The sequence below is a fragment of the Rheinheimera nanhaiensis E407-8 genome (assembly GCF_000296695.1).
GTDB classification, from domain to species: domain Bacteria; phylum Pseudomonadota; class Gammaproteobacteria; order Enterobacterales; family Alteromonadaceae; genus Alishewanella; species Alishewanella nanhaiensis.
Genome location: NZ_BAFK01000005.1, coordinates 87,580 through 114,569, shown reverse-complemented (window position 1 = coordinate 114,569; position 26,990 = coordinate 87,580). Strand labels below are relative to the sequence as shown.

The window sequence follows — 26,990 nt, the reverse complement described above, 5'->3', positions numbered from 1 at the left end:
AGGATTGCCCATGCTTGCTGTTGTTCGCTGTTTGTTGTTAACCGTTTTGGTGCTGGTTGGTTTTTCTGCCAAGGCTAATAGTGGTGGTTACGAGCTATTTAGTGACTATGCCGGGGATATATATCTAGCCGCGCCCAAACAATTTGTGCTGATACATGCTGAGGTTAGCGTGCCACTGGCGCTGACACCGGCAAATGGATTAATGCGGTTATTTCAGGGCGCAACGGGCTGGCAAGTTGAGTATCTGACGGAAGAGCAATGGCGGGCGTTACAGCTGCAGCAGGGGCATAGCAGTGTGCGCCAGCTTAGTTATGCCGATTACACCGGTAATGGTGTTGGCGATTTAAGGATCTTGTTTCACGAAGCCAATCTGCCTGTTATTACCTTGTCGAATCTTGACACTGAAGCCACGGTGTCAGCCGTTGGTGGCAACGTATATGACCCAATAGAACCCTTACCCACGTCTATAGTGGCAGGCTCGGTGGTTGGATTAACTGCCGGCGAGTTCCGCGTAGATGAGTCTGGTGCGGCAACTTATCAAATTCCGCTATCACTGCCTGCAGGTATCGCTGGCGTGCAGCCACAGTTAGCGTTCAGTTACAACAGCTCAGGTGGCGATGGTTATATGGGCGTGGGTTGGAGTTTTTCAGGCGCTTCAGCGGTAACCCGCTGTCCAAAAAATATTGCCGTTGACGGCGTGCAAGGCAATGTGGCTTTTAGCGCATCAGACAGATTATGTCTGGATGGACAACGACTGGTAACAAATGGTAAAGAGAATGATATTGGTGTTGCCGATAGCGCTTACTGGAACAACAGCACCTTATTGCATACCGAGATTGACAGTTTCAGTACTGTACGCCGACATGGTTCTGCTGCCCAAGGGCCTTTAGCCTTTACGGTAGAAACCAAGTCAGGTGAAATCCATTATTACGGTGATGTGTCTGCTGTAAGCGGTAGCGATACTATGGGTAATCCGCTGGCAATCAGTTTGCGCAATGCCGCAGGAGGTAGCGAAACCGGTACTGATGCCTTTTTTGATACCGCCAGTAATTCTGGTACAGCCAGGCTTTGGGCGTTAAAAGCCATCAAGGATGCAAAGGGCAACTATATTGTTTACAAATACCAGAAAGACCTTGCCAAAGGTGAACACTATTTAACTGAAGTGCATTATACCGGTAGAGCGGGTGGTGCAGCCCCGTTTGCCAAGGTGCAGTTAAATTACGCCAACAACCCAAAACGCGCTGCCGGATGGCAAGCGGGTTCCCGCGTGATGATGTCAAAATTATTATCGAACGTGTCGGTTTATCTGGATGGCAGCGCAGATAGTAATATTGTGCGGCATTATCAGCTCAATTATGTTTCATCAAATGTGCTGGAAGAAAAAAATCATCTGATTTCTGTGCAGGAATGTGCCGATAAGGGATTGCAACAATGTCTTCCCGCTACCCAGTTTGACTGGCAGAAACCAGCAGCAAAAACGACAACTTATCAAACTCGCTGTGAAACAGAACCTGGTGTACCACAGTTCTGTTGGCAAGAACCTGTTACCGAAAATTACGTACCTTTTTCCACAGCATCCGAGCTTAAGGGGAGTTCTTTTGATCGCTACAATCAGCAGTTTATCGATATAAATGGTGACGGTTATGTCGACATGCTGTATGTGCGCTCCAACCAGTGGAAACTGCGTTTGGGCGGTGGTCAGGTTACTTACCAGCAACGTTGTCAGAATATTCCTGGCGAACCAACATTTTGTTGGGAAGAGCCGGTAACCAACAATTACGTTAATGAAATTGGCTTGACGAATGTTGGTATCAACAAGAAACAGTTTGCCCAATCGATCGACTATAACGGTGATGGCCAGCGTGATCTACTGGTAGCTAACTCAGCGACCAGTAACTGGCATATCATTGCCTATACCCCGTCAACCACCAGTGCAACTCGATGTGAGCCGGAACCCTATGGCAGGCAGTTATGCGAAACCTATGATATCCAGTTAAACCACACGCTTATCAATACCAATCGGGTTGCCTATGGTCTCGAGGGGGGCGCTTTTGTCGCTGATATCGACGGCGATGGTCTGGAGGATATTGTCTATGTTCGCGATGGCCGCTTTCGCTGGTATCAAAATTTAGGCAGCGTGATAAATGGCAGCCCGTTTAGCAGCGAAAAAGATTTAGGCCCTATTGGGGAGAGTTCGGGAGGCGTATTTGATATGTACCCGGACCGCTTCACGGCAGATATGAAATCTGCATCAATGCTGGATATTAACGGTGATGGTAAAACGGATCTGATTGTTAAAGTAAGTCAAACAGTGTGGGAGCCTGATCCAGGCTCGGGATGCCAGATCCAAATTCAATCCGAGCCTGCATACAGCACACAAAGTGTTCAAACCAGTCCGACATCGGCATGCGGCCAATGGGTAACGACAAACAGTGTGAAGTTGTTTACATCGACCGGCAGCAGTCTGGTTGAACGACAAAACTTAGGCAATATTGCTGACGTGCGCGCAGTGGACTTAAATGGTGACGGTTACACCGACCTGATGTACCGCAGCAATACTCGCTGGTATTACCGGATGTCTAATGGCAACCTATTGTTAGCGGCACGCCAGGCGAGTTTGCCGGCGGTGTCTAATAGCTTGTTAGGGTTAACCTATTTTATTGATATTAATGGCGATGGCAGAACAGATGTATTGCTGCCTACCAGTAGCAGTAACTGGAGCATTTATTTATCCCGGCCAACCGATACTACCGAGCAGGTGTTGTTTGAACAGCGCGGCAGCAGAACCTTCGATAGTAACGCTGCAATTCAGTTTGCTGATATTAATGCTGATGGGAAATTAGACTTACTTACGGCAACCAATGATAACGGCTGGAAAATTTTTCATAGCTTACGGCCGCATATTAATGAATATGCCATTAACAAAATTACTAATGGCTGGGGAGTGGTCACCGACATTGAATATAAAAATATCACCAATAAGTCGGTCTATTTCCGTGATGCGTCAAGCAATAACACCAGTAGTGACTTCTTCTCGCCCCGTGCCGGCATGTATGTGGTGTCTAAGGTTAGTTCAGAGGTTAACCCGACGAAAAAGGTCAGTGTAACTTATCAGTACGGCGGTTTGCTGGTGCATAAAAAAGGCCGCGGTATGCTGGGTTTTGAAGTGCTTCGCACCAAAGACCAGCAAACTAACGTCGTTACTGAAACGGTTTACAACCAGCTGTGGCCCTATACTGGCATTCCTAAAACTACCACTCAGGTTATTACGGTAAATGGCACAGAACATCTATTATCCTTTGCCAAAAATACCGTTGCTAAACGTGCCACAAGCCAAGGTGGTGTGTATCCCTACATCAGCGCCAGTGAAGAGCACAGTTACCAGCTTGGCAGCAATAACCAGCATTATGCGCTGGCAAAAACCAGCAGCAGTTTTAGTTACGATACTTATGGCAACCTGTTAACCAATACAGTAGTGCAGAGCGACGCCAATACTACGAGCCAAAAGTTAACCACAACAACAGTAAACAGCTATGGCACTTCAGTGGTTCACCAGCGTTATGGCCGTCTGGCTACAACTAAGGTAACAAAAACACAAGGTAGTAAGAGTCTGGTTCGGGAAAGTCAGTTTGATTACTACGACAAAACCGGTGGCTTACTACTAAAAACAGAGATCCTGGCACCCAATAACAGCGCGCTGCGTACCAGCACGCAATACAGCTATGATGCAGCGGGTAATATTAGCCGTAAAGCCGTTACAGCGGGGACTAATGCAACTGGCAGTGTTACCGCCACCCGTGCAAGCGACAGCGTATATGACAGCCGTCTTCGCTATCTGAAAGAAAGTATTAACCCCTTGGGTTATAAAACGGTCTATACCTACAACGGCCTAAGCGCCGATACGGTTACCGGCCGGGTAAATTACATCAACACTGTTGATGCCAATAATCAAACCAGCCGGCAGTACTTAACGGCGCTGGGGCAAAGTTATCGCAGTTATATTAAAGGCCATAGCAGTAGCGATCCGGTAATTAACAGCTACACCGAGCGGCTTTATTGCAGCCAGATATCTGGTGGCTGTGGCGTGACAGGTGCTTATGCCCGTATCCGGCAGTATGCCGATGGCGGTGGTGAGCAGCTGCAGTTTTTAGATAAGTATGGCCGTGATATAGAAAGCCGCACTAAGTTGCTTACCGGTAGCTGGTCGGTTAGCCGCACAACTTATGATGCGCAGGGGCGGCCAGAGTATAGTTACGAGCCAGGCATAGGTGCAGCGTCAGGCCATGCCAGCCGCGTAGAGTATGACAGCCTGGGCCGGGCTTATAAAACTCACCTGGCCAGTGGCGGCGTTAGCGAAATCAGCTATCGTGGTTTCTTAACCATTACCACTGACCCAGAAGGTAAAACACAGCAAACATTAACCAATTACCTGGGCCAGACACAGCAGGTAAAAGATCACTTAAATAATATTCTCGATTACAGTTACGACCCGTTCGGTAACCTGGAAACGGTGCACGCCCAAAGTGTTACCGGGGTGCGCAGCTTACGTACGCAAAACTTCTATGACGCCTATGGCCGTAAGTACCGCATGAACGATCAGGACAAAGGTGTCTGGAACTATAGCTATAACGCCTTTGGTGAACTACTCAGCCAGACTGATGCGAAAAACCAAACCACAGCGTTTGACTATGACAGTATAGGGCGCATGACACGCCGTTATGACCCATCTGGCACCAGCTGCTGGGACTATGGTAACAGTGTAGCCAGCTACAACCGTGGTCAGTTAACCCGGGTGCGCAGCTTTGGCACTAACCAGCCATGTACTACCACCGCAACACCAGACTATGAAGAGCTGTACAGCTACAATAGCCGGGCACTACCAGCCAGTAAGCTTACCCGCACGGCCGGCAGCAGTTTTAGCGTTAGCAGCAGCTACGACAGCTTTAACCGTCTGCATTTACTGACTTACCCCAGCTGGACACTGAACCCGGCCGATGATCTGGTGATTAAACATGAGTATCAACATGGCAGCCTGGTTAAGCTGACCGATAACAAGTCAAACCGGGTATACCAGCATATTCAGGCCGTAAACGCGCGCGGCCAGGCCACTAAGGTGGTGTATGCCAATGGGGTAACCGAAGATCGCAGTTTTTACGGTGCCAGTGGCTGGTTAGATACCTTAACGGTGAAACGCGGTGCTACCCATGTACATAACATGGACTACAACTACGACTATGTGGGCAACGTTACCCAGCGCCAGCTGAACTTTGGCAATGTCGGTAGCCAGGCCGGTTTTACCGAAATATTTGGCTATGATGATTTACACCGCGTTACCTCGCGTACCATCAGTGCGGTAAGCGGCAGTGCTGGCTACAGCAGCCTGCCGGCGGCGCTTAAGATGAATGAAAGCTACCGCTTCGATCATTTTGGCAATATGACCTTTAAAACCAATGTTGGTAATTATTGCTATGACAGCAGTAAAACCAACCGTTTAACCGGCGTATGGTCAGGTAGCAATTGCACTGGCACCCGCCATTACAACTTTAGTTATGATAATAACGGCAATGTCACCAACGACGGTAAGCGCAGCTTGACCTATACCGCCTTTGATAAACCTGCCAGAGTAACCCAGGGCGCTAACCGCACCGATTTTGCTTACGGCCCCAACCGCGAGCTGTATCGCCGTACTGATGTGCGTGATAACAAAACCACCGATACCTTATATATTGGCGGCTTATACGAGCGGGTAAGTTTACCCACAGCGGTCACCGAGCATAAGTTTTATGTCGGCAATGCGGTAATTACCAAGCGCAGCAATAACGCGCATGACGAATATTACCTGCACAAAGACGGCCAGGGTTCTACCACCAGCATAACCAATGCTACTGGCAGCTTGTTGCAACAGTTTATCTACGACCCCTGGGGCAAGCAGTACAGCGTAAGCACTAACAGCGTGTTTACCACCTACAGCAACCCAGGTGACAGTAAAGGTTACACCGGCCATAAGATGATTAACGACTTTGACGTTATTCATATGGGCGGTCGGATCTACGATCCAACCTTGGGCCGATTCCTACAGGCCGATCCGTTCATTCAGGCACCGGAGAATAGTCAAAATTATAACCGCTACAGTTATGTAATAAATAATCCTCTTAGATATGTAGACCCAAGCGGCTATAACTTCTTAGAAAAGATAGCTAAGCCATTCAAAAAGCTAGGGCGAAGTATCCTTAAGGCGTTGGGGCCTAAGGTAAGTGGTTGGTTGGTTTCTATTGGTTCTGCTTGGTGCGGTCCATATTATGCCGCTTGTGTAGCCGCTGGAAACTATGAAATTGCCCGCTCTCAGGGAGCAAATTCCACAGGAGCATTGCGAGGAGCATTTACGGCAGGTGCAATGGCATATGTTGGGCAGCAGGCAAATACACAATGGGGACAAGGTTCATGGCAATCCGTAGCGACTCAGGCAACCGCAGGAGGAATTGCTGCTGACTTAAATGGAGGTAAATTTGGTCATGGCTTCTGGGCAGCAGGCTTTAATGCGTTCCAACAAGGGCCAAATTCTGGAGCTGGATACGGGCAAGATCTAAATAGTTGGGGCGACTATGCTAGTTCCTTTGGTAACTATATGGTTAGCTCATATACCAGAGATGAAATGGCAAGGTTTGCAAGAAAGAATGGAATGACGCTAACTGAACTAAATATTCTTTTAACTTTAAATTCTTTCGCAGGGAATTATATTGCAGGCTCCAGATATGACGCTAAAACGAATGAAATGACTGGTTTTACATCTCGTGAAGCGGGCGTATGGGGAGTACTTTGGGATGTAAATGACACATTATTGGGTTATCAAGGCTATTTAGATGCGTCCGGCTTCGACTATATTAATAGTGCAAATGCTGGTAGTCATATTTCATATTGCCATAGTTTAGGTACACTCACCTGTAACACACTAGTTGCAAAAGGTTTTGCACCTTCTGCGAGCCTAAACTCTTTGCCTTTTGGAAACGTGGCATATGGTGCAAACCAAAGAATGACTCAGTTAGGCAAATGGGACATTGTAAACGGATTTATATTCGGAAGAATGTTTAACTGGGGGGCAACTTCTACCAACTGTAGAAGTATTGACGATGCATTATGTCATGGCGGGAGTAACTATCGATGATTAAGTATATTTTAAAATTAACGGCTGTACTCTCTTTAAGTGCTTGCGCTTTCTCATCAAGTCTGGACTACACTGGAAGTTATACGGGAGATTGCTATCAGTTATTAAAACCAAGCGTGTTGTATAAAGGTTGGTGCGCAAACTTATCTTCATCAATATCGACAGCAGGCAGTTGCTTAGGTGTACAGTCTTTACCCATTCAGGCGTATGATAAAGAAAAAAGTATTTTGAATTCTTTTGCTCAATATCAAAGTGACAAAGAGTTTTGGAATGAAAAGTTATTTGGTACTTCATTATCCTCATCTAAATATGCCTTGGTAGATAAAATTTCTGCAAATACACAATTACAAATAACTAATGTAATAAAAAAACAATGGGGAACTGACGGCTATTTTTGGGCAGTTAGAGCCAAACTTTTAACTGGGGAATATAAGGGGAGTGTGGTTACATTACCAACGTATAAGTTTCACTTAGGGAATGCGTGGACAAAAAGGCCATCAACTGAAAACTTTTATTTAGATAGCTTTTATGTAAAGAGTTGTGATGCTGTGGTAGAGTAATTGATTTTATATTCAATGTGGTCAGGTCTTGCTTTTTGCAATATAGATAAAGGATTAAAATGAAAGCGTTTTTGGTTGCTTTCATAATATTATTCGCTAACGGTGTGCAGGCTGATACCACTGCCAAGATTGATAAGATACTAATGTATGAAGGCGGTAACCTGGTCTATATCTACCCGGTGGGTGGTGTACAGAATAAGCCTGCTTGCCATGGCTCTAACGGTGATTATTTATCATTTAGCATGGCCCGCCCAATGGCGAAAGACTATTTAAGCGTTTTGATGATGGCTTTTGCTATGCAAAAAACAGTGAGTTTTAGAACCTACCGGGATTGCGTGGACCAGCCAATGTCAGACACTGTTATGTATTTTACCGTACATGGTTAAAAGAGTTTTAGTTAATCTATTTGGGGTATAACAATAATGCAGGATGCGCTGAGAAAGTATATGAAAAGTTTGCTGGTTATGTTGGGGCTACTTCTGCCTGTGACTGCTATTGCCAATATTACTGTACATGGTGAAGTGGCGCGTATTTACCCATCAGGCAATGCCGTGCACTTTAAGTTAAAAAATGACCAGTGCGGTAATACCGGCCAATATTACTATTTTATGCTTGGCACTGAGGTAGAAAAAGCCTGGTATGCCCTGCTGCTGGCTGCGGCTAATACAGGTAAGCCGGTACGTGTATCGATACCAGTATGCCCGACAACGTCTTATGTACAGGTGAATTATATTTATCAGGATTATTAATCACACAAGTTACTTTAGCGAAGGAATAATTACATGCGTATTGTTTTAATATTTGTATTCTTGTTTGGCTTTGCATCTTCTGTGAGCGCTAATGGGCTGGAGGAATTAGCACATACAAAAGTCAGCGCCATTCAGGGGTATGCGGATTATGGTAACGGCGACTTTATTTTCACTGTTGAAGCTGTCGGGCAAGTTTGTAAAGGATATTGGTTGGCTAAATCCAGCCCTGGTACGGCTAATTTGATTGCGTTGATTATCGCGGCACAGAAGGCGAAGTCAACTATAAGCATCTGGGGGCACACAGACGCCGGCAATAAGTGGGCTGGCGCCAGCAAACATTACTGTAAAGTATATTCGGTTCTCGATGCAGGCTAAAAAAAGCTTTGGGGTCAAAAAAAGCTTTGTGGTCAGGTCTTGCCTTTTTCCTTATTGATAAAGGATTAAAATGAAAACGGTTTTAGTGGCTCTAATAATGCTATTCGCTATTGGTGTGCAGGCCGATACCACTGCCAAGATTGATAAGATACTAATGTATGAAGGCTGTAACCTGGTTTATATCTACCTGGTGGGTGGCGTGCAAAATAAACCGGCTTGTCATGGTTCTAACTGTGATTATTTATCATTTAGCATGGCCCGCCCCATGGCGAAAGACTATTTAAGCGTGTTGATGATGGCATTTGCTATGCAAAAAACGGTGAGTTTTAGAACCTACCGGGATTGTGTTGACCAGCCAATGTCAGACACTGTTATGTACTTTACCGTGCATGGTTAAAACAACTTAATATCAATTGACTTCTGGTGTAGCAAAAATATTAATCACCAATTGTTGTTTTGCATTGGAGTCTTAAATGGTTAAACGATTATCCGTTTTTGTGTTGGTTTTATTTATATCTGCCCCGGTTGCAGTTGCTGAGATTGTTACCGGCAAGGTGACCTCTTTACAGGTACCAACCAATGCTGATGTAACAACAATTTATTTTAAGATTGACCCTATGCCACAAGCCGTTAAAGAGTGGTTTTTTATCCGGGCGGGGTCTGGTGAATCTGCGGGGTGCAGTCTGACAGGAAACGAGAAAACGACAGACAGAGCTTATTCTGCACTGTTAACGGCGCAGGCGTCAGGTAAAACAGTTACTTTGGCATATTGCCCAGACACAAATGGCTATGGCTTGGTTAACGAGTTTGTAAGGATTAACAATCAGTAATTTACAGGCTTATTTATTGAAACTAGTTCAACTTAATGGTTCATAAACAGTGTTTTGGGGCGAGACCACAAAGCGGTTTTGAGTCGTGACAGTCTATAAAAATAAAGCTTAGTAAAGCACCTCTGCACATACTTTTAAATCGGGGATTTATAACAACGATGAGTCTTAAACAACGTTTGATCTGCCTAGCCTTCTTAGCACTGTCATCACCCAATGTTGTGGCATGGGACGGTATGACTACCGGGCATATTCGCACTATTGATGTTACAGGTGGTAATAATTATGGGTTTCGTGTCAGTCTGGAAGGGGGGCCGCTTCTTTGCGGCAATTCACATACTTGGGCATACATAAATGAAGCAGATAGTAACTACCAAACCTATGTAGCTGTTTTGCTCGCAGCGAAGGCCGCAAAACAAAGCGTAACCCTTTACACAAATAGACAAAATAATGCCTCTGATGGCTATTGCCATATAGGTTACATATCTGTGAATTAAGGATTGTCTGGGTTAAATGCTAGGTGTGTAGTTGGCTGTTTTTGTAGGTAAAAATCGTATTCCTGGCTGTTTAACCTGTTTATTAAACTGAAAGGAAATATAGGGCATGTTAAAAATAAAAAACCTAGCGGCAGGTTTGTTTTTGCTGCTGTTTAGCCTGCCAACATTACAAGCCGCAGAGTACTTTAGAGACCGTACCATTATCGGCGCTGGGGTATTTGCCTCTGCCGGTAAAAGCATTCTGCTGATTGATATTAGCGGTGATAAAAGCACAATGCCTGCTTGTGCGACTACAGGCCGCTTTGCTATCGACAGCAGCTCGCCTGCATTTAAAGATGTGGTCGCACTGGTTATGACAGCGTACGCCAAAGGTGAGACTAATGTTGATATCAATGCTACCTCTAGCTGCACCAGTTGGGCTAATGCACAGGATTTTATTGGCATTAAAGTGGGTACCATGCCGTGGTAGCTATCAGTTACTTAATAGGAAAACACGATGCTTGAAAATTTCATAAAATGCTGTTGTGTTGCGGCGGCATTATTCATTGCTGTCCCGGCCAGTGCAAACATCTGGTGCAGCGGCAAATTGGCTGGCGTGTATATCAACTCGTCTGGTGATGTGATTATAAACGGCAGTTGGCGCAACGACTGGACGCGTATTTGTAATCTGAACGAGGCAACGCCGGGCACGGTGACGTGTTCGTTATGGGCATCTTTTGCCACGACAGCCTGGCAGGGCAATCGTAGCGTGCGCTTAATGTATGGTGGGCAGGGTAGTTGCAGTGAAATTCCAAGTTATAACGGCGCGCCAACCCCGGCTTACGTTATGCTGGAAGGCCAGTCGTAAATAAGGATGTAAGATGAAAAAGCTAATAGTAGGAGCGCTGATGGCATGCAGCATTAGTGCTAACTCTGCTGAGCTGGTATGCAGTGGCACTGTAGATATGTTGGCATACCATGCTAACAACAAGTTGATGATTAAACTTAGCAATATGAATACAGCGGTGTTTTTTTGCAGCCCTGACAGCGAGTGGGTAGTAAGCGGCACGCCCTATAAAACCGGGCCGCAAACCTGCCAAACCATGTACAGCACCTTTTTAGCCGCTAAGTTAGCCGGCAAAACGCTAAGCAGCGTTTACTTCGATGGTGATCAAGTTCCTTCCAGTTGCAGTAGTTGGGGTAGCTGGTCGGTAGCCAATATTCGACATTTTGTCATTAATTAAAGTCTCATTCGCGTCAGAATTACCGAGTAAGTTCAGTTGTAATCAACTATGTCAATCTGCAAAAGCTCGAATAAAGAGGTAATAAAATTGAAAGGAATCATTTGCTTTTTTACATTATTGTTTGGCTTGCCGGTACAAGCGGCTGAGACATTGAGTGGTTTAACTGAGATAACCAAATTGTATCCAACCCAAGGCGGTTTAATATTTAATACCGTGTATAAAAATACCGAGTTAAGTAGTTGTGAGGGGGGGAGCCGGTTCGTTTTGGATATAAATGCCGCAGATTATAACACCCAAGTGTCAGTGTTGATCGCTGCGTTTATGGCTGGAAAGCGCGTTGAGCTGATTATCGAAAACCGACCTGTTACATGCTCTGCTGTGGTTAACCGCTTTAGAGTAGCTCGTTAAAGCTCGCTTCGTGGGCAATAACTTATGTGATTTGCATAACGGTATTGAAACCTTAACCCGGTTGGAAATGAAGTAAATGAATAAAGTTTTAATTATACTAGGCCTGTTGATTAGTTTTACAAGCCAAGCTGCCTATAACGCTAATATGCGCGGTGAGATACAAGGTATTTACGTATACACAGATGCAGACCATATCTACGTTATATTGAAGAACCAACCATCCAATCACCCTACTTGTAACCCCAATTATTTTGTCATACCTGCGAGTGTGCCCTACGAGCGCCGACAAATGCTGCTATCCCGTTTACTTACAGCATACGCGTCCAAAGAGGTTGTTAATATTGGTTATGATGCCACGGGTAGCTGTGCAAACGGTTATATTCAGATTCACCGGGTTGGGTAAATAAGTCTAAATAGAAAGGGAAGCCATTGTGAAAAAATCATCCTATTTAATGCTGGCAGTTGGTACCTTTGTCAGCTTTTCTGCACTAGCCAGAAAAGATTGCCCACCAGCAGTGGTGCAGAATATTCAGATCGAATCAAACCATGTGTTGTATCTGCAAAAGGGCTATCCCTGGCGTCGGCTGGGTGTGTTGGATGAGCCTGGTACGCGCGAGCGTTTGTCTGCATTACTTGCTGCGCAGATGGCCGGGAAGCGTGTCAGTATGGCCTATAAAGATGCAGCATATGACTGCTCCAGTACCAATTACAGTGTGAGCGCTTATCTACTCAGGACCTATAGCGATTAAAAGATATGAGAATTTTACCTGTTTTTAGCTTTATTTTATTGTCTGTAAGTGTTCAGAGTGAAGCTGCACGCTATTGGCCGGCAACCACTCTGTCTGATTGGTCTTTGTCTTTAAATAATGGCGTAGCATATATCGGTTCGCCGCAAATGGCGCCGCACTGTTCATATGCCAGAGCGCAAATTAATATGTCTGGTACTGAGTTCGATAAAGCGTTATATGCCTATGCGTTGTCAGCGAAAGCTAGGGGTAAAAAGTTACGCTATGTAGTAGATAACAGCCATACCACCTGCATTATTTCGGGGCTGTCAGAGGTTGATGAATAACAGTCCTGCTTACATGTACTAAAAATCACGCGGCTAGCGATGTGAGTTAAAGAGTATTAAGGCCTGATAATTCAGGCCTTTTTTGTCTTTAGTGTTTATCACAACCAATCAAAGCTGATTTCAACCGGCACCCCTTCAATGTCGGTAATCGGTTGCTCAGGCGTTAAGGTGAGTTTAAGTACTGCCTGTTCGCCATCGAACGGGCCGGCTAATTTCGCCGGCAGGCGCTCCAGCAGCTGGGCGGGCTCGGTAATAGTAGCGCGCACTTTATCACCGTTGGGCAGCCGTACCGTTGCGTTGCCGCCTACCTTGGCATAATCGAGGTACTTTGGCTCAAGATAGCCGAAAATCACCGGTGCAGGCCGGTTGGATAGCAGCAAAAGCGGCTGGTTTTGCTGGACAAATTCGCCGGCTTTTACCTGAATATCAATCACCCGGCCGGCCGATAAAGCGGTAATTGCCAGCTGCTGTTGTTGTGCTTGCAGCTGCGCCAGGGCTTGTTGTAGCTGGCGGCGGGCCTGGGCCACGCTGCCGGCCAGTTGTTGCATTTGTTGCTGCTGGCTGAGCTGCAAGGTATCGGTTTTAGCCTGCTCTAACGCCAGTTTGGCGTTGGTCAGCGTTTGCTGCACGGCGGCCATTTCATGGGTTAGCACTAAGCCCGAGCGCTTAAAATTCTGGTAGCTGCTCAGGTACTCGCTTTGCTGGGTAACGGCCTGCTCGGCAATGCTAATGCTGGCCTGCCGCTGCTGTAATATTGCCTGATCGGATACCGCTACCGGTTGCGCCAGTTGTGCCAGCTGCTGTTGCAGCTCAGTTATTTGCGCATCCAGTTGCGGGTCTTGCAACTGCAGTAGCAGGCTGCCGCTGTCTATGTTTTGGCCTTTGGTAACGGCAATACTGACTAAACGGGCATTGGCCGGCGAGCGCAGCTCCAGCGGCTCGGTGCTGATAAGGCCGGGCGCCAGGATCAGCAGTTGTGGCCTAAGCAGTACCCACAGTACCAGTAGCACTGGCAAGAGCACTAACGCCAGCAGCATATACCAACGCGCTTTATAGGCACCGCGTTTGGCTGCCGCGTAGTCGACTTTCAGCCCCTGCTCCACGGTGGGCTGGCTGGCTTTGCTGCTTGGCTGATAATTAATTTTCATTAAAACTTTCTTCCCCGTTTCAGCACCCACCAGGGCGCCATAGAACTTTCTTCGTGCGAGCGGCGCACCACTTCATTTAATAAGGCAAACATGCAGACCAAACGCATAAAAAAGGCGTAGAACGGGTACAGCGGTAAAAAGGGCAATAAGCGGATGTCCTGCCTGATCCGCTCGGAAATGGCGATAAGCACCAGCAAATAAAAGAAGCCCAGCGCTGCCAGATACAGCAAATAAATGGTTACGCCGATAGAGACTAAAAACTGCCACGGAAAGCTCAGTGCCAGGCCAACGCTATAACCGACAATCACAAAGGGCATTAACACGTTTTGCATAAAACCGTACAGCAGGGTAAAGACAAAGGTACTCATGCCAAGCAGGCGCGGGCTAAAGGCCGGCCAGTGCTTACGAAAGTATAAAAACAGCAGGTCGCCATCCCAGCGCAGCCGCTGCAGCACCAGCGTTTTTAAATCGGCCGGCGCATCGGTATGGCCAATGGCCAGGGTGGCAAAGGGTATGCGTAAATTAGGATGACGGCCAAAGTATTGCTTAATGCGTACCGTTAAATCTAAGTCTTCGGCGGTGTGGGTATCCCAGCCGCCAATTTGTTGCAAAAAGCTGCGGCGAAAGGCGCCGAAGGCGCCGCTGATGTTATTGAGCAAATTCCACTGCGCCAGACCGGTTTTGCCGCCCTGCATCGAGATCAGATATTCTATTGCCTGCATCCGGGTGAGCAGGCTGTCGCCGACATTACGCACCCGTAACGCACCGCCCAGCGCCGGTACATTGGGGTCGGCAAAGTAGGGCACCACTTCGCTTATCATATTGTTATCAAAGGAGGTGTCGGCATCGGCGTTCATCACAATCTCGCCGCTGGCTATACTTAAACCGGCATTAAGCGTTGATACCCGGCCGCCACGCTGCCATTTGGGTAACACGATGATGCGCCGGTTGGGTAAGTTACAGGCCGCTGCAGCGGCTTTCGCCGCCTGATAGGTATGGCTGTTTTGCACGGCGCCATCGACCACAGCAATAATTTCCACCTTGCCATCATAGGTTTGCTCGGCCAATGAGCTGATGGTGGCTGTTACCGCGTCACCTTCGCCATAGCAGGTAATAATGCAGCTGACATCGGGCAGGTACAGCGACTGGCGCGGTATCGTCATATAACGCTGCTGGTAAAACCGTACTATGCCGCTAACCACCAGCAGCATCAGCGGCAGCTCGTACAGCAGTACCAGTGGCAGCAGCCACACCAGTAACGGCAAATGCGTGCTGATGGCATGCCACATATCCAGCAGGATATAGCTTAGCGTATTGAACTGGCTCATGTCAGCGGCGTAGCCTTTACCAGCTCGTCGGTGAGCCAGTCGGCCACATTGTCACCAATGTTTGCCGGTAAGCTTACCACTTTAATGCAGAGTTCTAGTGCGGTGCCGGCTTGCTTCTGTTGCAGCTCTAACAGCTTGGCGTGCACCGGCTTAATTTGCTTAATGTCAGTCAGCGGCAACAGCATCAGTAAGCCGTCGCGGCTGTAGTTGCTGCAGGCATCGGTAACCCTTATCACATTGCGCAGCCGCTCTTGCAGCGCATCCAGCTGTGCCAGCCCTTTGCTTTCGCCGACACTGGCCAAAAACGGGTTTAAGTTAAGGATCTGCACCGACAAAATGCTGTGGGTTTGTTTGTGCCGTTTCGCCAGCTTATTTTGCCAGTCGATCAGCCAGTAAAACTGCGCTACCGGCATTTGTTCGCCCGGTGTCAGGCTAAATAACGAGTGCAGCCGGCCCTGACGCAGCAGAGTACGGCCAGCGGTGGCCAGTTTGTAGCTGTAAACATTGCGCACCTGCAAGTCTGACACCGCCGTGTGGCTGTGACAGTGCAGACACTCGGCCTGTACCAATGCATCGGTAAACAGCGTATCACAGCTGTTGCAGTGCTGGTTTTCTATCGGTCTGTCGTAGTCGACACCGATATGGCGTAGCTGCTGCAGGCAGTTCGGGCAGCTTAGGGTGGATAGCTTACGAAAGCTGCTCTGCTCGCCAACATGGCCACAGCTAAAACAGTGCAGGCTGCTTTGTGGCTGAGTGTCGATACTGTGACAACTGGGGCAGACATCAATATAGTTCAAATGGCCCGAGCGGCAGGACGGGCAAAACCTGACGCGATTGTGCAGTTTGTTGTCGTCCAGATAGCCCTGCTGTTTTAAGCCGGTTAACCAGCTAAAGCTGTCTTCTGCCGTCAGGCCCCAGGCTTTTAGCAGCGGGTACTGGTATAAAAAGGCTTTGGCCGGCACAGCATGCGGCAGCAGTATTTCGTCATGCAGCCATAAATAGGCCAGCAATTTATGGCTGACGTCATCCTGATAATCCAGCTTCAGTTGCTGTTTGCGTGCCTGATAAAACTGTACTTTTTCTTTGTAATTGCTGCTCCAGACACCGTTGGCTAAATAGGGCGACAGCGCGCTTTCATGCAGCACCAGGATCAGGCAATGTGAGGTAAGCGCACAGCGGCGCAGGTTTTGCAGCAGCGTATCCTGCTCTTCAGACTGCACCGCAAGCACAATCAGTTCGGGTGCCTTACCCGCCGCAGCAATGTCTTCGGCGCAGTTAACACTGTCAAACCACGGGTGCCAGGGTAGAGGATCGCGCTGGCCAATCCATAAATAATAAGGGTGGGGTAAACTAACAGTGTGGGAATGCGATGACACTTCAGACATGCTACAACCTGATCAACAACGGGTGAAGGGTTTACGTCCATTGTGGTTAACCGGGCGGCGTCATTGCATGCCTTGCTATATAAATGTTAATAAATAAAGCTTATAAATATAATTTAATAACATTATTAATTTATATTTAATTATTAAAGCCTTATTTACCTTTTTATATAGACATTGCGTATTATAACGGCAGTTTGCTGGTTTTTTAAGTTATTCTTTGGCGCGAAAGTGTAAAGATAGCTTCTTATTGAAAATAATGAGCAGCCAGATTATTTGCTGCAGGTTGTTTGCGGTTCAATATGCAGTACCAGTTCTACCCCCAGTTGCTTAACGGCCAGCTCTACCTTATCGGCCAACTGATGCGCCTGCGCTACACTCCAGTGGCCGGGGACCAACATTTTCGCTTCGGCAAACTTGAGTGTGGCTGCGGCGCGGCTGCGCAGCTCAGTAAACTGGATATGGTTGTTGCTAAAGCCGGCCAGCGTGTGCTCAATCTGTTGTAAGGTGGCATCGGGTAGGGCTTTATCCATCAGGCCATTAACAGCGCGGTATAAAATACCACCGCCTTCATGCAGTATGTGCAGCGCTACGGCAATGGCGACTAACGGGTCAAGCCAGCTGTAACCGCTCACAGCGGCCAGTGTTACGCCCAGCACGACGCCTGCCGTGGTCCAGACATCGGTCATTAAATGTTTGCCATCGCCTTCCAGCGCAGGGGAGCCATGCTGCTTACCGCCGCGTAGCAGCAACAGCGCTATGCTAAGGTTAATCAGGCTGGCCAGCACAGTAAGGGCGGTGCCTACACCTAGTGTGGCGATAGGTTGCGGGTTAATTAGCCGCTCTGTGGCGGTAATAAAAATGGCGATGGCAGCGATAAAAATAAGCCCACCTTCAAAGGCGGCTGAGAGGTATTCTGCTTTGCTGTGGCCATAAGGGTGGCTGTCATCAGCCGGGCGTCTTGCCAGGCTTACCATTGCCAGGGCAAAACCAGCACCGGCGACATTCACCAGTGATTCTATTGCATCAGACAAAAACCCCCCCGAGCCGGTAAGGTACCAGGCCAGGGTTTTTAGCGCCATGGTGATAAAGGCTGCCAGTAACGATAATAGCAACAGCTGACGCGGGCGCAGGTTAAGCATGGGTTTACCTTAAAAGCACGGCAACCACTGCAGTGTAGAGCATGCTTAACTGCTTGTCATGCCTGCTGTTTTGGCAATAAAGCCGAGACCAGCACGGTGGCGACTAACAAGGCGCTGGAAATCCATAAACAGGCGGCTAAACCGGCCTGCTGATACACCCAGCCAGACAACACGGTGCCAAGCAGCCGGCCCATCGCATTGGCCATATAGTAAAAGCCGACATCGAGCGAGACGCCATCGCTATTGGCAAAGCGCACTATCATATAGCTGTGCAAGGACGAGTTAACCGCAAACACCGCACCAAATAGCAACAAGCCAGCGAGCAATACAAGTTCGCTGTGCCAGTTTTGTTGCAAGGCTATCGCGATAGCGGCCGGTATGGCGCACAGCAGCAGTGCCCATAGGGTTAGGGTTCGGCCATCGGGCAGGCGGTTTTTGCTGCTAAGTGCCGGCGCGATACTTTGTACCGCGCCATAACCGATAACCCACAGCGCAAGAAAGCTACCCACTGCCCAGTGGCTCCAGCCAAACTGACTGGCCAGCGTGAGCGGCAGCGCAATAACAAACCAGACATCGCGGGCGGCAAATAGCAGCAGGCGGGCGCCAGAGAGCACATTAATGGCGCGGCTTTTTGACAGCAAATCCTTAAATTTGGCTTTGTGCTTCGCTTTGCCTAAATCCGTTTTTAGCCGCCACAGGCTAATGAGCCAGACGGCCAACAGCATCAGCAGCATCAGTAAAATTGCCCGTTGAAAACCGTACACACTTAGCAGCAAACCGCCAACAAAAAAGCCGATGCCTTTTAGTGCATTTTTCGAGCCGGTAAGCATCGCTACCCACTTAAACAGGGTGCTTTGGGCGCTGTCCGCCACCAACAGCTTGATGCTGCTTTTGGCGCTCATTTTATTTAAGTCTTTGGCAATGCCCGATAGCGCCTGGGCTGCCATTACCCAGGGTACAATTAAGTACTCGGCCGGTAGCAGCAACATACCCAGTGCCAGTATTTGCAGCAATAAGCCGATATTCATGGTGTTATTCAGGCCAATGCGGGCGCCTAACCAGCCGCCGACCAAATTGGTAATAACGCCAAAGATTTCATAAAACAAAAACAGCATAGCAATGGCCAGGCCACTGTAGCCCAGGCTGTAAAAATGCAGCACCACCAGCATGCGCAGTGCACCATCGGTTAAGGTAAAGGCCCAGTAGTTGCCCGTTACCAGCAGATACTGCCGCACCGGTGCGCTTAGGTTAGCAAGCATGTTTAGGCTTTATCCTGCAAACCAACCAGTTTGGCCAGCTCTACCGTGCGGTTGGCGTAACCCCATTCGTTATCGTACCAGGCATAAATTTTCACCTGGGTACCGTTAACTACCAGGGTCGAGAGCGCATCGATAATACTGGAGCGTGGATCGGTTTTATAATCCACCGACACCAGCGGCCGCGCTTCATAGCCGAGAATACCTTTAAGCTCCCCCTCTGCGGCCGCTTGCAGCAGGGCGTTAACTTCCCCGGCAGTGGTGGCGCGCTCAACTTCAAATACGCAGTCGGTTAGCGAGGCATTGGCCAGCGGTACCCGCACGGCATGGCCATTTAAACGGCCTTTTAACTCAGGGAAAATCTCGGTAATGGCGGTAGCCGAACCTGTGGTGGTCGGGATCAGGCTGCTGCCGCAAGCGCGGGCGCGGCGTAAGTCTTTGTGTGGCGTATCCAGAATGCTTTGGGTATTGGTTAAATCGTGAATAGTGGTAATGCTGCCATGCTTAATGCCCAGCTTTTCATGGATCACTTTTACTACCGGCGCCAAACAATTCGTGGTGCAGCTGGCGGCGGTGACTATGGGGTGTAACTCTTTGTTATACAGCTGCTGGTTCACGCCCATCACCACGTTTAATACACCGGGCTCTTTTACCGGTGCTGTTACTACCACCCGTTTTACGCCTTGCGCTAAGTAAGCCTGCAATACCGCCTGGCTTTTCATCTTGCCAGAGGCTTCAATGACTACGTCACAGCCCGACCAGTCGGTATCAGCAATGGTCTTGTTTTGGCTAACGCTAATACGTTTGCCGTTAACGAGTATGCTGTCGCCATCACTGGTGGCGTTATGGCGCCAGATGCCATGTACCGAGTCGAAGTTCAGTAAATGGGCAAAGGTCGCAGCATCGGCGGCCGGGTCGTTAATCTTAACAAAGTCAAACTCTGGCCAGTCAAAAGCTGCACGCAGTGCCAGCCGGCCAATACGGCCAAAGCCATTAATACCTATTTTAATTGTCATCTGAAGATCCTTTAATTAGCGTTACAGAGTGCGGCCCGTTGTGGCCGGTCGCCCATTTGGTTCAGTGCGCTGAGATTGGCGCTTATCAGTTGCGCGTTGCTCTGCGCGGTAAGGCGCAGTACCTCAACAGCCCAGGCTGGCAAGTTGTCGGCCAGGCGGTAGAACACCCATTGACCGTGACGGCGGTCTTGCAGGATGGCGGCTTTGCGTAGCTGGGCTAAATGACGCGAGATTTTCGGTTGCGTTTCGTTTAATGCCGTAGTCAGTTCACAGACACAGAGTTCCTGCTGTTGCTGAATAAGCAGCAGGGTTTTTAGCCGCGTATCGTCGGCCAGCGCTTTATAAAAGCTGAGCGCATCAGTTAATTGTTCGGTTGGGTTGCGGTACTTTTGGCTGAATAATAAAAAGTACTTAATTCTTTCACTTAGCTCGTTAAGTACTACATCAAAAGCTTTGACGCCGGCTGTCGGTTTAGGGTCAGCAAAGTCCCAGGCCAGGACCTGTGCGGCCTTTACCTGCGTTATACAGCTCTGACGCGCTTTATCGCACAGCGTAATCGCATAGTCAAAATACTTATCGCTCAGACTTGCCAGCTCCTTACTGTGCAGGCCATTGGTGCTGATGTGCCGGGCGGCCAGTACCTCAAATACCCGCGGGTCGACCGGTTCAGGGGCTGTGCCGGCACTGTATACATCAAAGCTATTACCGGCCATGTGTTTGAACAAGGCTTCCGCCAGCTGCGAGCGGGCTGAATTGCCGGTACAGATAAAGATCAGCGAAGGTGTGCTCATGGTTATGTGCCTGTTTGAATATGTGAAATATCATATATGCTAAGTTGGGTATGTCAATGGTTGATGTGAATTGTCATATAAATGTCATCTGCTCTGGCTAGACTGCGCAGCATCACTTCTTGCCAAACGGGCCTGTTATGTTGTCCAGGTTGTCTATCTCGTCACGTGTGTTACTACTGGGTATTATTCCGCTGCTGGTATTAGCGCTGGTGCTGGGGGCAGCGTTTTTCAGCATCCAACAAAAAGACAAATTGTTTAACAAGCTGTATGACGATCATCTGGCCATACTGTCGGATGTGATGGCGGTGCAGCAAATTCTGCAGCAAAGTGCACTGCAGGATATCCGCAAATACCGCACTGGCTGGGCATCAGCTGAGGCGACCGAGCAGGCAATTAAACAGCAGCTGGCTACCGCGCAGCAGCATTGGCAGGCCTTTATCGCAGCGCGTCCCTCTCACGCTGACGAGGCTTACTACGCAGAGCTGGATAGCGCTTTTAGTAAGGCAGCTAAGCATTATGAAGAGTGGATCAGTTATGCCGGCAGTGACGCCTTGCTGGTACGGATCCTGAATGAGTCTACGGTAAATAATGAAGTAGAGCTGCGCATTACCGGCTTTACCAAATTAGCTGAGGCTTTTATTCAACAACAGCTCGCCGCAGGCGCGACAGTGCGTGATGAGGCCAGCCACTTTACCGGGTTGCTGGTGCAGGGTTTTGTGGTGTCGGCACTGGGGTTATTTCTGCTAATAAGTTTGCTGATCTGGCGGGTACAGCGCTCTGTTTGCCGGCCGCTTTGGGCACTGCGTGACCTGCTACAGGCAGTGCAGCAACATTCAGATCTAAGCCTGCGCGCTAATGCGCAGGGCAGCGATGAAATTGCACAAGCGGCGCAGGCGCTAAACCAGATGATCAGTCACTTTGAACAGTTGGTAGCCAAGTTAGGCAGCAGTGCCAGTGCGTTAAATGAACAGGCATCAGCGGTATTTCAAAGTAGTGACACCGTAAGCCACAGCGCTGCAAATCAGGCCGGGCAGGCCGCGCAGCTGGCCACAGCAGTAGAGCAAATGAGTGCCAGCGTGCGGGATGTTACCGATAACGCCCGCGCAGCGGCGCAGGCGGCACAGCACGCCGAGCAGTTATGCTCATCCGGTCGTAGCGTTGCAGCAGACAGTGCCGGCGGCATTACGGCTTTAGCACAGCAACTGACACAAAGTGCGGCTGTGGTGCAAAAGCTGCAGCAGGAGTCTGGCCAAATCTCTGCGGTGGTGGATGTGATCCGCAAAATCTCTGAACAAACTAACTTGCTGGCGCTTAATGCGGCGATAGAGGCAGCACGGGCCGGCGAAGCAGGGCGTGGTTTCTCCGTAGTCGCCGATGAAGTGCGTACTTTATCAGCCAATACGCAGCAGGCGACAGAATCCATCAATACCATGGTGACCTTGCTGCAACAGCAGGCTGCCAGCGCGGTGCAGGTGATCCAGCAGGCACACCAGCAAGCCGACCATAGCGTTCAGCTGGCACAGGATACCGGCCAGCGTTTTGCACAGCTGGCCTCTGCCGTTGAGGGCATTCACAGTGCCAATCAGAGTATTTGTAGTGCTACGCTGCAGCAACAAGCGGTTACTGATGATATTGCCGATAATATTCACCGCTTAAACGACAATATCAGCCAGTTAAGTCATAGCGCCGGCATTGCTACCGGTGCCAGTGAGCAGTTAACGCAACTTGCCAATCAGCTTAACGCTGACTGGCAGGTGTTTGCCAGCCGATAATCCAGCCTTTTAAACCTCAAGCTTATGGACAAACACCCTGTTGCTACGGTGTTTGTCCATTGCATGTACAAATAAAACACTTTACACTTGCCGCGCAACCAAGGGGTGCAATAGCTGAGATGCCTTAAGGCGAACCCTTAGAACCTGATCCGGATTATACCGGCGGAGGGATGGTGCTAACTCCTCAAGCTGGTGTGATCTCTGAAGTTTGGAGATTCATACAACAATGCGTGTTTTACCTTCAATTTTATCCTTAGCCGTATGTAGCAGTTTTGCTGCGCTTGCCAGTTCGTCTGAAACCGCTATTGAACGCCTAACCGTGCAGGGCGATTTACGCCAGCAGTCGGTGCAGCAGCTGGCGGGTAGTATAGCGGTGGTGAGTGAGCAGGACGTCAAGCGCACCTCGGCGCAGCATCTGGATGATTTACTCAGCCAGTTTGCTAACGTCAATTTTGCTGCCGGCGCCTCGCGTGGCCGTTACATTCAAATTCGCGGTATTGGCGAGCGTAGTGAGTTTGTCGATACGATAAACCCTTCAGTCGGCATTTTAATCGACGGCATTGATTACTCCGGGTTAGGCATCAGCGGCATTAGCGATATTGCCCAGCTCGAGGTATTTCGCGGCCCGGAAGCCAGCCGTTTTGGCGCTAATGCGCTCGCTGGCATGCTAAATTTAACCAGCAAAGGCCCCACAGCAACCGCTGAGGGTAAAGTCAGTGCGACGCTGGCTAATTATGCTAGTCGTCAGTTGGCAGCGCAGTATAGCAACAGCCTCAATAGCAAGCTGGGTTACAGTCTGTCTTTAGAGCAGCAAAGCTCAGACGGCTTTATCGATAACGCCTTTTTAAACCGCGACGACACCAATAACATTGACGAGTTTACCGGCCGCGCTAAGTTGGCGTATCAGGCCACCGATGCGCTGGCGCTGACGTTAATTACTCATATTACCGATCAGGATAACGGCTATGATGCCTTTTCGCTGGACCGTAACCGCACCACCTTATCGGACGAGCCGGGTCAGGATCAAATTCGCAGCAAAGCGCTGGCAGTAAAAGCCGATTACAGCGGCCTGCCCTTTGCCACCTTTCAGGGCCAGCTAAGCTGGCTCAGTGCCGATGGCGATTATGGCTTTGATGAAGACTGGAGCTATGTCGGCATTCACCCGGATGAATACTCCACCACCGACCGTTACCTGCGCGCTCGTGACCAACTAACACTGGATTACCGTTTTGTTTCTACACCCGAAGGTAAACTTGACCAGAGTGACTGGGTGTTGGGGCTTTATGTTGCCAACAAAAGCTTTGATTTAACCCGTCAATTCTGGAACTGGGATTTATGGCAGGCCGACAGCTTTGTCAGCAGCCTAAACCGCACTAATGCTGCAGTGTATGGCGAGTTAACCACCCCGCTTAACAGTGGCTGGAGCCTGGTGTCTGGCCTGCGGCTGGAGCGCTATGACGATGACTACAGCGACAGCAGCGCCAATGCCATTAAAAACCATGACACCATGTGGGGCGCCAATATTAGCCTGAATTACCAGGTGAATAATCAGGCACTTATTTATTTGCTGGCCTCACGTGGTTACAAAGCTGGTGGCGTAAATGGCGATGCGCTGGCGAAAGCCGCCGACGGCAATTTAGCCGAGCTGAACAGCAAAGCCAGTTTTAAGCCGGAAACCCTGTATAACGCCGAGTTTGGTGTAAAGGGCAGTGCGCTGGATCAAAGCATCACCGCCCGGGTAGCAGCGTTTTATATGTGGCGCGACGATATGCAGGTAAAAGGCTGGCTAAACCCGGATAGCGGCCCGCAATTTGCCGGCTTTATTGATAATGCCGGCAGCGGCCGTAACTACGGTATTGAGATGGAAAACCGCCTGCAGCTGCACCCGCAACTGGCGCTGTTTGTATCGGCCAGCTGGCTTAAAACCAAATTAGGCCGCTATGTCACACTGGACGGTGATAACTTTAGCGGCCGCGAGCAGGCCCAGGCACCGCGCTTTCAATACAGCCTGGCCACCGACTGGTATATCACCGAGGCGCTAACCTTTAACCTGAGTTTACAGGGTAAAGACAGCTTCTTTTACTCTGATGGCCATAATGCCCGCTCCAGCCGCTATGAGCTGTTAGGTGCCCGCTTAAGTTACCAGCTGGCCAACTGGGAGCTGGCGCTGTGGACACGTAATGCACTGGATCAGGATATTGGTGTACGCGGTTTCTACTTTGGTAATGACCCGCGTGACGGCTACCAGCCGCATGTATACGAGCAATTCGCCGAGCCGCGCCGTTTTGGTGCCAGTGCCAGTTATCAATTCTAAGGAGACGCTAATGCAACTGTCTGTTGAAATTAGTAAGTACCCACTGGCAGAAGACTACATTACCCCGATTAAAGGCTTTATTGAGCAGCTAAACCAGTACCCGGATATTAAGGTGCTCACCAACACCATGAGTACCCAGCTGTTTGGTGAGTACGACAGCGTGATGCAGGCCCTGCAGGCTTGTATTAAGTGGTCGTTCGAGCGCTATGGCAAGGTGGTCTTTGTCGTGAAGTTTATTCATGGTGATTTGCGGCCATGAATCAGCTGTTAAGCCAGGCTATAGCGCAGTGGCAGCTGATGCACAGCATCGAGCTTATTGCGACTGTGCTGGCGCTGGCTTATGTGGTGCTGGCACTCAGGCAAAGCCTGTGGTGCTGGCCGGCAGCGCTGTTAAGCACCATTTTATTTACCCATGTGATGTGGCAGTCGGCCTTATTGTCTGACGCCTTGTTGCAGCTTTATTACGCCGCTATGGCGCTGTATGGCTGGTGGCGCTGGCGACAGCTGCAACAGTGCAGCGCAGCCGAGCGGGGCCCGGTGTATGAGTGGCGCTGGCAGCGCCATGCGGTGCTCATTGGTCTGACGGCCTTGGCGGGCCTGGCTTTGGGTGCCTTTATGGCGGGTTATACGCAGGCTGACTTTGCTTATATTGATGCGCAAACCACCATGTTCAGCGTGATGGCCACCTGGCTGGTAGCACGTAAACTGGTGTCGAACTGGTTGTACTGGGTGGTAATAGATGCGGTGTCGATTTATGTTTATGCGCAAAAACACCTGTATTTCTTAACCGGCTTGTTTATGCTGTATACCATTATTGCAATTGTTGGGTACTTTATTTGGCGCAGTCACTATCAGCAGCAACCGGCAGTGAGCTTGAGCACTTAAGGCGGCTGTGTCAGCAGCTGGAGTTTTTTGTTGACCAGCCCGTGCTGAAATTTGCCGCCTTATCGCATGGCGAGAGTAACCAAAGTTACTATGTAAAAACCGCCAGAGGCCACTATGTGCTGCGCTGCTATCCGGCCGACTCGGTTATCTGTCGCCAGCAGGAGCTGCGCTGTCAACATGCCGCCGCAGCCAGAGGTTTAGCACCGGCGCCGCTGTGTTTAAATAATCATTATCAGCTGATGTTAAGCGACTATATCGCTGATGGTGTGCCCTTTGATTATCAGCAGCATGGCCGCAGCGCTTTAGTGCGGGCCCTGGCGGCTTACCATCAGTTAGCGGTACAAAGTGCCGAGCTCGATTGTGGCCAATACCTGCAGCAACTGGTGCAGGCATTACCAGCAGCAGTAACGCCAGAGCCGGGCTTGGTGCGCCAGTTGCAGCAGGCGGCTGTGCAGTTACACCAGCTAAGCGCTGATACGGTATTGTGTCATCTGGATTTGCACGCCGGTAACTTACTGTATGCCAACCACAGACTGTGGTTGCTCGACTTTGAGTACAGTCAGCGCGCGGACAGCAGCCTGGATTTAGCCGCCATCAGTTTGCATTTCACGTTAACTGAGGTGGAGGCACAGGCACTGCTAGAAGAGTATGTAGCACAGCGCGGTGTACCGGAGCTTTTGCCAATGCTCGAGCAAAAACTGCCCTGGGCCAGGCAGTTATACAGTGGGTTTTGTTGGTTATGGTACCTGTCGCGGCCAGATACCACAGCGCAGGCGCTGCATTGGCAGCGCTGTTTAACCACGCTGATGCAGGCCAACGCAGCAAGGCCGTTATAAGCCGCCCAGCCGCTCTGCCAGGGTTTTGTAGCGCTTTACGTCCTCAGCATCAAACATCGGTTTGCCATTGCTGTCTTTATCTGCCGGTACCAGCAAGTTCTCCCGCGCCAGCCGCTCAACCCGTATTGCCTGCACGCCTAAAAATTCTGCTACCTGATCCACTGTCATTAATGCCATCTTGTTTTCCTTTATAAACTTAGCCTGATAGTAATAGCCCAGTTTGCGCCATTTGTGAATAGTGCCCGCT

General features: G+C 49.3%; 27 protein-coding genes and 1 riboswitch. Of the genes, 19 read left to right on the top strand and 8 right to left on the bottom strand.

Translation table 11 applies throughout. From position 1 onward, the window contains the following. The first annotated feature begins 10 nt into the window (after nt 1–10). The 14 genes from RNAN_RS05685 (at nt 11) to RNAN_RS05625 (ending at nt 12,873) form a co-directional block, all read left to right on the top strand. A complete protein-coding gene (locus RNAN_RS05685) occupies nt 11–7,162 on the top strand; it encodes a toxin TcdB middle/N-terminal domain-containing protein (protein WP_008219699.1) in 7,152 nt (2,383 codons plus the stop codon). After that, entirely contained in the window at nt 7,159–7,722 is a 564-nt protein-coding gene (locus RNAN_RS19075) for a hypothetical protein (protein WP_008219697.1), read from the top strand. Before RNAN_RS05685 ends, RNAN_RS19075 begins: the two co-directional genes overlap by 4 nt. 59 nt (nt 7,723–7,781) lie before the next feature. Further along, on the top strand, nt 7,782–8,108 hold the full coding sequence (locus RNAN_RS05680; protein ID WP_008219696.1) for a hypothetical protein: 327 nt from the start codon (nt 7,782–7,784) through the stop codon (nt 8,106–8,108). Nucleotides 8,109–8,186: 78 nt separating this feature from the next. Further along, the gene (locus RNAN_RS05675) at nt 8,187–8,471 is read left to right on the top strand and encodes a hypothetical protein (protein ID WP_148275661.1); all 285 of its coding nucleotides are present in this window, start codon (nt 8,187–8,189) and stop codon (nt 8,469–8,471) included. A 33-nt stretch (nt 8,472–8,504) separates the two neighbouring features. Continuing rightward, nucleotides 8,505–8,846 carry a hypothetical protein gene (locus tag RNAN_RS05670; protein ID WP_040551800.1) on the top strand — a complete coding sequence of 114 codons (342 nt, stop codon included), beginning with the start codon at nt 8,505–8,507 and terminating at the stop codon, nt 8,844–8,846. Nucleotides 8,847–8,916: 70 nt separating this feature from the next. Further along, the gene (locus RNAN_RS05665) at nt 8,917–9,243 is read left to right on the top strand and encodes a hypothetical protein (RefSeq protein ID WP_008219694.1); all 327 of its coding nucleotides are present in this window, start codon (nt 8,917–8,919) and stop codon (nt 9,241–9,243) included. Between the two features lie 76 nt (nt 9,244–9,319). Then, a complete protein-coding gene (locus RNAN_RS05660; protein ID WP_008219693.1) occupies nt 9,320–9,676 on the top strand; it encodes a hypothetical protein in 357 nt (118 codons plus the stop codon). Nucleotides 9,677–9,834: 158 nt separating this feature from the next. Beyond that, the gene (locus RNAN_RS18870; RefSeq protein ID WP_081502270.1) at nt 9,835–10,170 is read left to right on the top strand and encodes a hypothetical protein; all 336 of its coding nucleotides are present in this window, start codon (nt 9,835–9,837) and stop codon (nt 10,168–10,170) included. Nucleotides 10,171–10,276: 106 nt separating this feature from the next. Further along, nucleotides 10,277–10,639, top strand: a complete 363-nt coding sequence (locus RNAN_RS05655) for a hypothetical protein (RefSeq protein ID WP_008219692.1) — start codon at nt 10,277–10,279, stop codon at nt 10,637–10,639. Nucleotides 10,640–10,666: 27 nt separating this feature from the next. Further along, complete coding sequence (locus RNAN_RS05650) at nt 10,667–11,017, top strand: hypothetical protein (protein ID WP_040551799.1); 351 nt, start codon at nt 10,667–10,669, stop codon at nt 11,015–11,017. A 13-nt stretch (nt 11,018–11,030) separates the two neighbouring features. Beyond that, nucleotides 11,031–11,393, top strand: coding sequence for a hypothetical protein (locus RNAN_RS05645; RefSeq protein ID WP_008219689.1), 363 nt, complete (start codon nt 11,031–11,033; stop codon nt 11,391–11,393). An 87-nt stretch (nt 11,394–11,480) separates the two neighbouring features. Next, nucleotides 11,481–11,801 (top strand): hypothetical protein, encoded by a 321-nt coding sequence (locus RNAN_RS05640; protein ID WP_148275660.1) that lies wholly within the window; start codon nt 11,481–11,483, stop codon nt 11,799–11,801. A gap of 431 nt (nt 11,802–12,232) precedes the next feature. Then, a complete protein-coding gene (locus tag RNAN_RS05630) occupies nt 12,233–12,550 on the top strand; it encodes a hypothetical protein (RefSeq protein ID WP_008219685.1) in 318 nt (105 codons plus the stop codon). A gap of 5 nt (nt 12,551–12,555) precedes the next feature. Continuing rightward, nucleotides 12,556–12,873 (top strand): hypothetical protein, encoded by a 318-nt coding sequence (locus RNAN_RS05625; protein WP_040551797.1) that lies wholly within the window; start codon nt 12,556–12,558, stop codon nt 12,871–12,873. Between the two features lie 98 nt (nt 12,874–12,971). On the opposite strand, the gene RNAN_RS05620 is transcribed toward RNAN_RS05625, so the two are convergent. The 7 genes from RNAN_RS05620 to RNAN_RS05590 all read right to left on the bottom strand — a co-directional run bounded on the left by RNAN_RS05620 (nt 12,972) and on the right by RNAN_RS05590 (nt 20,936). Beyond that, nucleotides 12,972–14,021 (bottom strand): HlyD family secretion protein, encoded by a 1,050-nt coding sequence (locus tag RNAN_RS05620; RefSeq protein WP_008219682.1) that lies wholly within the window; start codon nt 14,019–14,021, stop codon nt 12,972–12,974. Continuing rightward, nucleotides 14,021–15,349 carry a glycosyltransferase family 2 protein gene (locus tag RNAN_RS05615; protein WP_008219679.1) on the bottom strand — a complete coding sequence of 443 codons (1,329 nt, stop codon included), beginning with the start codon at nt 15,347–15,349 and terminating at the stop codon, nt 14,021–14,023. The genes RNAN_RS05620 and RNAN_RS05615 overlap by 1 nt, the downstream gene beginning before the upstream one ends. Next, nucleotides 15,346–16,734, bottom strand: coding sequence for a TackOD1 domain-containing metal-binding protein (locus tag RNAN_RS05610; RefSeq protein WP_008219677.1), 1,389 nt, complete (start codon nt 16,732–16,734; stop codon nt 15,346–15,348). The genes RNAN_RS05615 and RNAN_RS05610 overlap by 4 nt, the downstream gene beginning before the upstream one ends. A gap of 269 nt (nt 16,735–17,003) precedes the next feature. Beyond that, nucleotides 17,004–17,873: a cation diffusion facilitator family transporter gene (locus tag RNAN_RS05605; protein ID WP_008219676.1), complete on the bottom strand. Its 870-nt coding sequence runs from the start codon at nt 17,871–17,873 to the stop codon at nt 17,004–17,006. 56 nt (nt 17,874–17,929) lie between these two features. Further along, nucleotides 17,930–19,132: an organoarsenical effux MFS transporter ArsJ gene (gene arsJ, locus RNAN_RS05600; RefSeq protein ID WP_008219674.1), complete on the bottom strand. Its 1,203-nt coding sequence runs from the start codon at nt 19,130–19,132 to the stop codon at nt 17,930–17,932. Between the two features lie 2 nt (nt 19,133–19,134). Beyond that, entirely contained in the window at nt 19,135–20,145 is a 1,011-nt protein-coding gene (locus tag RNAN_RS05595; RefSeq protein WP_008219672.1) for an ArsJ-associated glyceraldehyde-3-phosphate dehydrogenase, read from the bottom strand. 11 nt (nt 20,146–20,156) lie between these two features. Continuing rightward, nucleotides 20,157–20,936 (bottom strand): metalloregulator ArsR/SmtB family transcription factor, encoded by a 780-nt coding sequence (locus RNAN_RS05590; RefSeq protein ID WP_008219670.1) that lies wholly within the window; start codon nt 20,934–20,936, stop codon nt 20,157–20,159. Nucleotides 20,937–21,073: 137 nt separating this feature from the next. Here RNAN_RS05590 and RNAN_RS05585 point away from each other — a divergent pair, with 137 nt between their 5' ends. The 5 genes from RNAN_RS05585 to RNAN_RS05565 all read left to right on the top strand — a co-directional run bounded on the left by RNAN_RS05585 (nt 21,074) and on the right by RNAN_RS05565 (nt 26,743). After that, complete coding sequence (locus tag RNAN_RS05585) at nt 21,074–22,708, top strand: methyl-accepting chemotaxis protein (protein ID WP_008219669.1); 1,635 nt, start codon at nt 21,074–21,076, stop codon at nt 22,706–22,708. Between the two features lie 91 nt (nt 22,709–22,799). Beyond that, nucleotides 22,800–22,896: riboswitch (TPP riboswitch) on the top strand. A 38-nt stretch (nt 22,897–22,934) separates the two neighbouring features. Beyond that, nucleotides 22,935–25,022 carry a TonB-dependent receptor gene (locus RNAN_RS05580; RefSeq protein ID WP_008219666.1) on the top strand — a complete coding sequence of 696 codons (2,088 nt, stop codon included), beginning with the start codon at nt 22,935–22,937 and terminating at the stop codon, nt 25,020–25,022. 10 nt (nt 25,023–25,032) lie between these two features. After that, nucleotides 25,033–25,281: a YkoF family thiamine/hydroxymethylpyrimidine-binding protein gene (locus tag RNAN_RS05575; RefSeq protein ID WP_008219664.1), complete on the top strand. Its 249-nt coding sequence runs from the start codon at nt 25,033–25,035 to the stop codon at nt 25,279–25,281. Further along, nucleotides 25,278–25,907: a nicotinamide riboside transporter PnuC gene (gene pnuC, locus RNAN_RS05570; RefSeq protein WP_008219661.1), complete on the top strand. Its 630-nt coding sequence runs from the start codon at nt 25,278–25,280 to the stop codon at nt 25,905–25,907. The genes RNAN_RS05575 and pnuC overlap by 4 nt, the downstream gene beginning before the upstream one ends. Next, nucleotides 25,859–26,743 carry a phosphotransferase gene (locus RNAN_RS05565; protein ID WP_008219659.1) on the top strand — a complete coding sequence of 295 codons (885 nt, stop codon included), beginning with the start codon at nt 25,859–25,861 and terminating at the stop codon, nt 26,741–26,743. The genes pnuC and RNAN_RS05565 overlap by 49 nt, the downstream gene beginning before the upstream one ends. Here the strand turns inward: RNAN_RS05565 and RNAN_RS05560 are convergent. Continuing rightward, nucleotides 26,738–26,920 (bottom strand): MerR family transcriptional regulator, encoded by a 183-nt coding sequence (locus RNAN_RS05560; RefSeq protein ID WP_008219658.1) that lies wholly within the window; start codon nt 26,918–26,920, stop codon nt 26,738–26,740. The two genes, RNAN_RS05565 and RNAN_RS05560, sit on opposite strands and share 6 nt — an antisense overlap. Between the last annotated feature and the right edge of the window lie 70 nt (nt 26,921–26,990).

What these genes read in the sequence shown, in the direction of transcription:
- RNAN_RS05675 (WP_148275661.1), top strand. Translation starts at nt 8,187, where the DNA reads ATGTTGGGGCTACTTCTGCCTGTGACTGCTATTGCCAATATTACTGTA.
- RNAN_RS05680 (WP_008219696.1), top strand. Translation starts at nt 7,782, where the DNA reads ATGAAAGCGTTTTTGGTTGCTTTCATAATATTATTCGCTAACGGTGTG.
- arsJ (WP_008219674.1), bottom strand. Translation starts at nt 19,132, where the DNA reads ATGCTTGCTAACCTAAGCGCACCGGTGCGGCAGTATCTGCTGGTAACG.
- RNAN_RS05605 (WP_008219676.1), bottom strand. Translation starts at nt 17,873, where the DNA reads ATGCTTAACCTGCGCCCGCGTCAGCTGTTGCTATTATCGTTACTGGCA.
- RNAN_RS18870 (WP_081502270.1), top strand. Translation starts at nt 9,835, where the DNA reads ATGAGTCTTAAACAACGTTTGATCTGCCTAGCCTTCTTAGCACTGTCA.
- RNAN_RS05660 (WP_008219693.1), top strand. Translation starts at nt 9,320, where the DNA reads ATGGTTAAACGATTATCCGTTTTTGTGTTGGTTTTATTTATATCTGCC.
- RNAN_RS19075 (WP_008219697.1), top strand. Translation starts at nt 7,159, where the DNA reads ATGATTAAGTATATTTTAAAATTAACGGCTGTACTCTCTTTAAGTGCT.
- RNAN_RS05685 (WP_008219699.1), top strand. Translation starts at nt 11, where the DNA reads ATGCTTGCTGTTGTTCGCTGTTTGTTGTTAACCGTTTTGGTGCTGGTT.
- RNAN_RS05620 (WP_008219682.1), bottom strand. Translation starts at nt 14,021, where the DNA reads ATGAAAATTAATTATCAGCCAAGCAGCAAAGCCAGCCAGCCCACCGTG.
- RNAN_RS05650 (WP_040551799.1), top strand. Translation starts at nt 10,667, where the DNA reads ATGCTTGAAAATTTCATAAAATGCTGTTGTGTTGCGGCGGCATTATTC.
- RNAN_RS05560 (WP_008219658.1), bottom strand. Translation starts at nt 26,920, where the DNA reads ATGGCATTAATGACAGTGGATCAGGTAGCAGAATTTTTAGGCGTGCAG.
- RNAN_RS05590 (WP_008219670.1), bottom strand. Translation starts at nt 20,936, where the DNA reads ATGAGCACACCTTCGCTGATCTTTATCTGTACCGGCAATTCAGCCCGC.
- RNAN_RS05595 (WP_008219672.1), bottom strand. Translation starts at nt 20,145, where the DNA reads ATGACAATTAAAATAGGTATTAATGGCTTTGGCCGTATTGGCCGGCTG.
- RNAN_RS05655 (WP_008219692.1), top strand. Translation starts at nt 10,277, where the DNA reads ATGTTAAAAATAAAAAACCTAGCGGCAGGTTTGTTTTTGCTGCTGTTT.
- RNAN_RS05610 (WP_008219677.1), bottom strand. Translation starts at nt 16,734, where the DNA reads ATGTCTGAAGTGTCATCGCATTCCCACACTGTTAGTTTACCCCACCCT.
- RNAN_RS05645 (WP_008219689.1), top strand. Translation starts at nt 11,031, where the DNA reads ATGAAAAAGCTAATAGTAGGAGCGCTGATGGCATGCAGCATTAGTGCT.
- RNAN_RS05625 (WP_040551797.1), top strand. Translation starts at nt 12,556, where the DNA reads ATGAGAATTTTACCTGTTTTTAGCTTTATTTTATTGTCTGTAAGTGTT.
- RNAN_RS05575 (WP_008219664.1), top strand. Translation starts at nt 25,033, where the DNA reads ATGCAACTGTCTGTTGAAATTAGTAAGTACCCACTGGCAGAAGACTAC.
- RNAN_RS05580 (WP_008219666.1), top strand. Translation starts at nt 22,935, where the DNA reads ATGCGTGTTTTACCTTCAATTTTATCCTTAGCCGTATGTAGCAGTTTT.
- RNAN_RS05585 (WP_008219669.1), top strand. Translation starts at nt 21,074, where the DNA reads ATGTTGTCCAGGTTGTCTATCTCGTCACGTGTGTTACTACTGGGTATT.
- RNAN_RS05615 (WP_008219679.1), bottom strand. Translation starts at nt 15,349, where the DNA reads ATGAGCCAGTTCAATACGCTAAGCTATATCCTGCTGGATATGTGGCAT.
- pnuC (WP_008219661.1), top strand. Translation starts at nt 25,278, where the DNA reads ATGAATCAGCTGTTAAGCCAGGCTATAGCGCAGTGGCAGCTGATGCAC.
- RNAN_RS05665 (WP_008219694.1), top strand. Translation starts at nt 8,917, where the DNA reads ATGAAAACGGTTTTAGTGGCTCTAATAATGCTATTCGCTATTGGTGTG.
- RNAN_RS05670 (WP_040551800.1), top strand. Translation starts at nt 8,505, where the DNA reads ATGCGTATTGTTTTAATATTTGTATTCTTGTTTGGCTTTGCATCTTCT.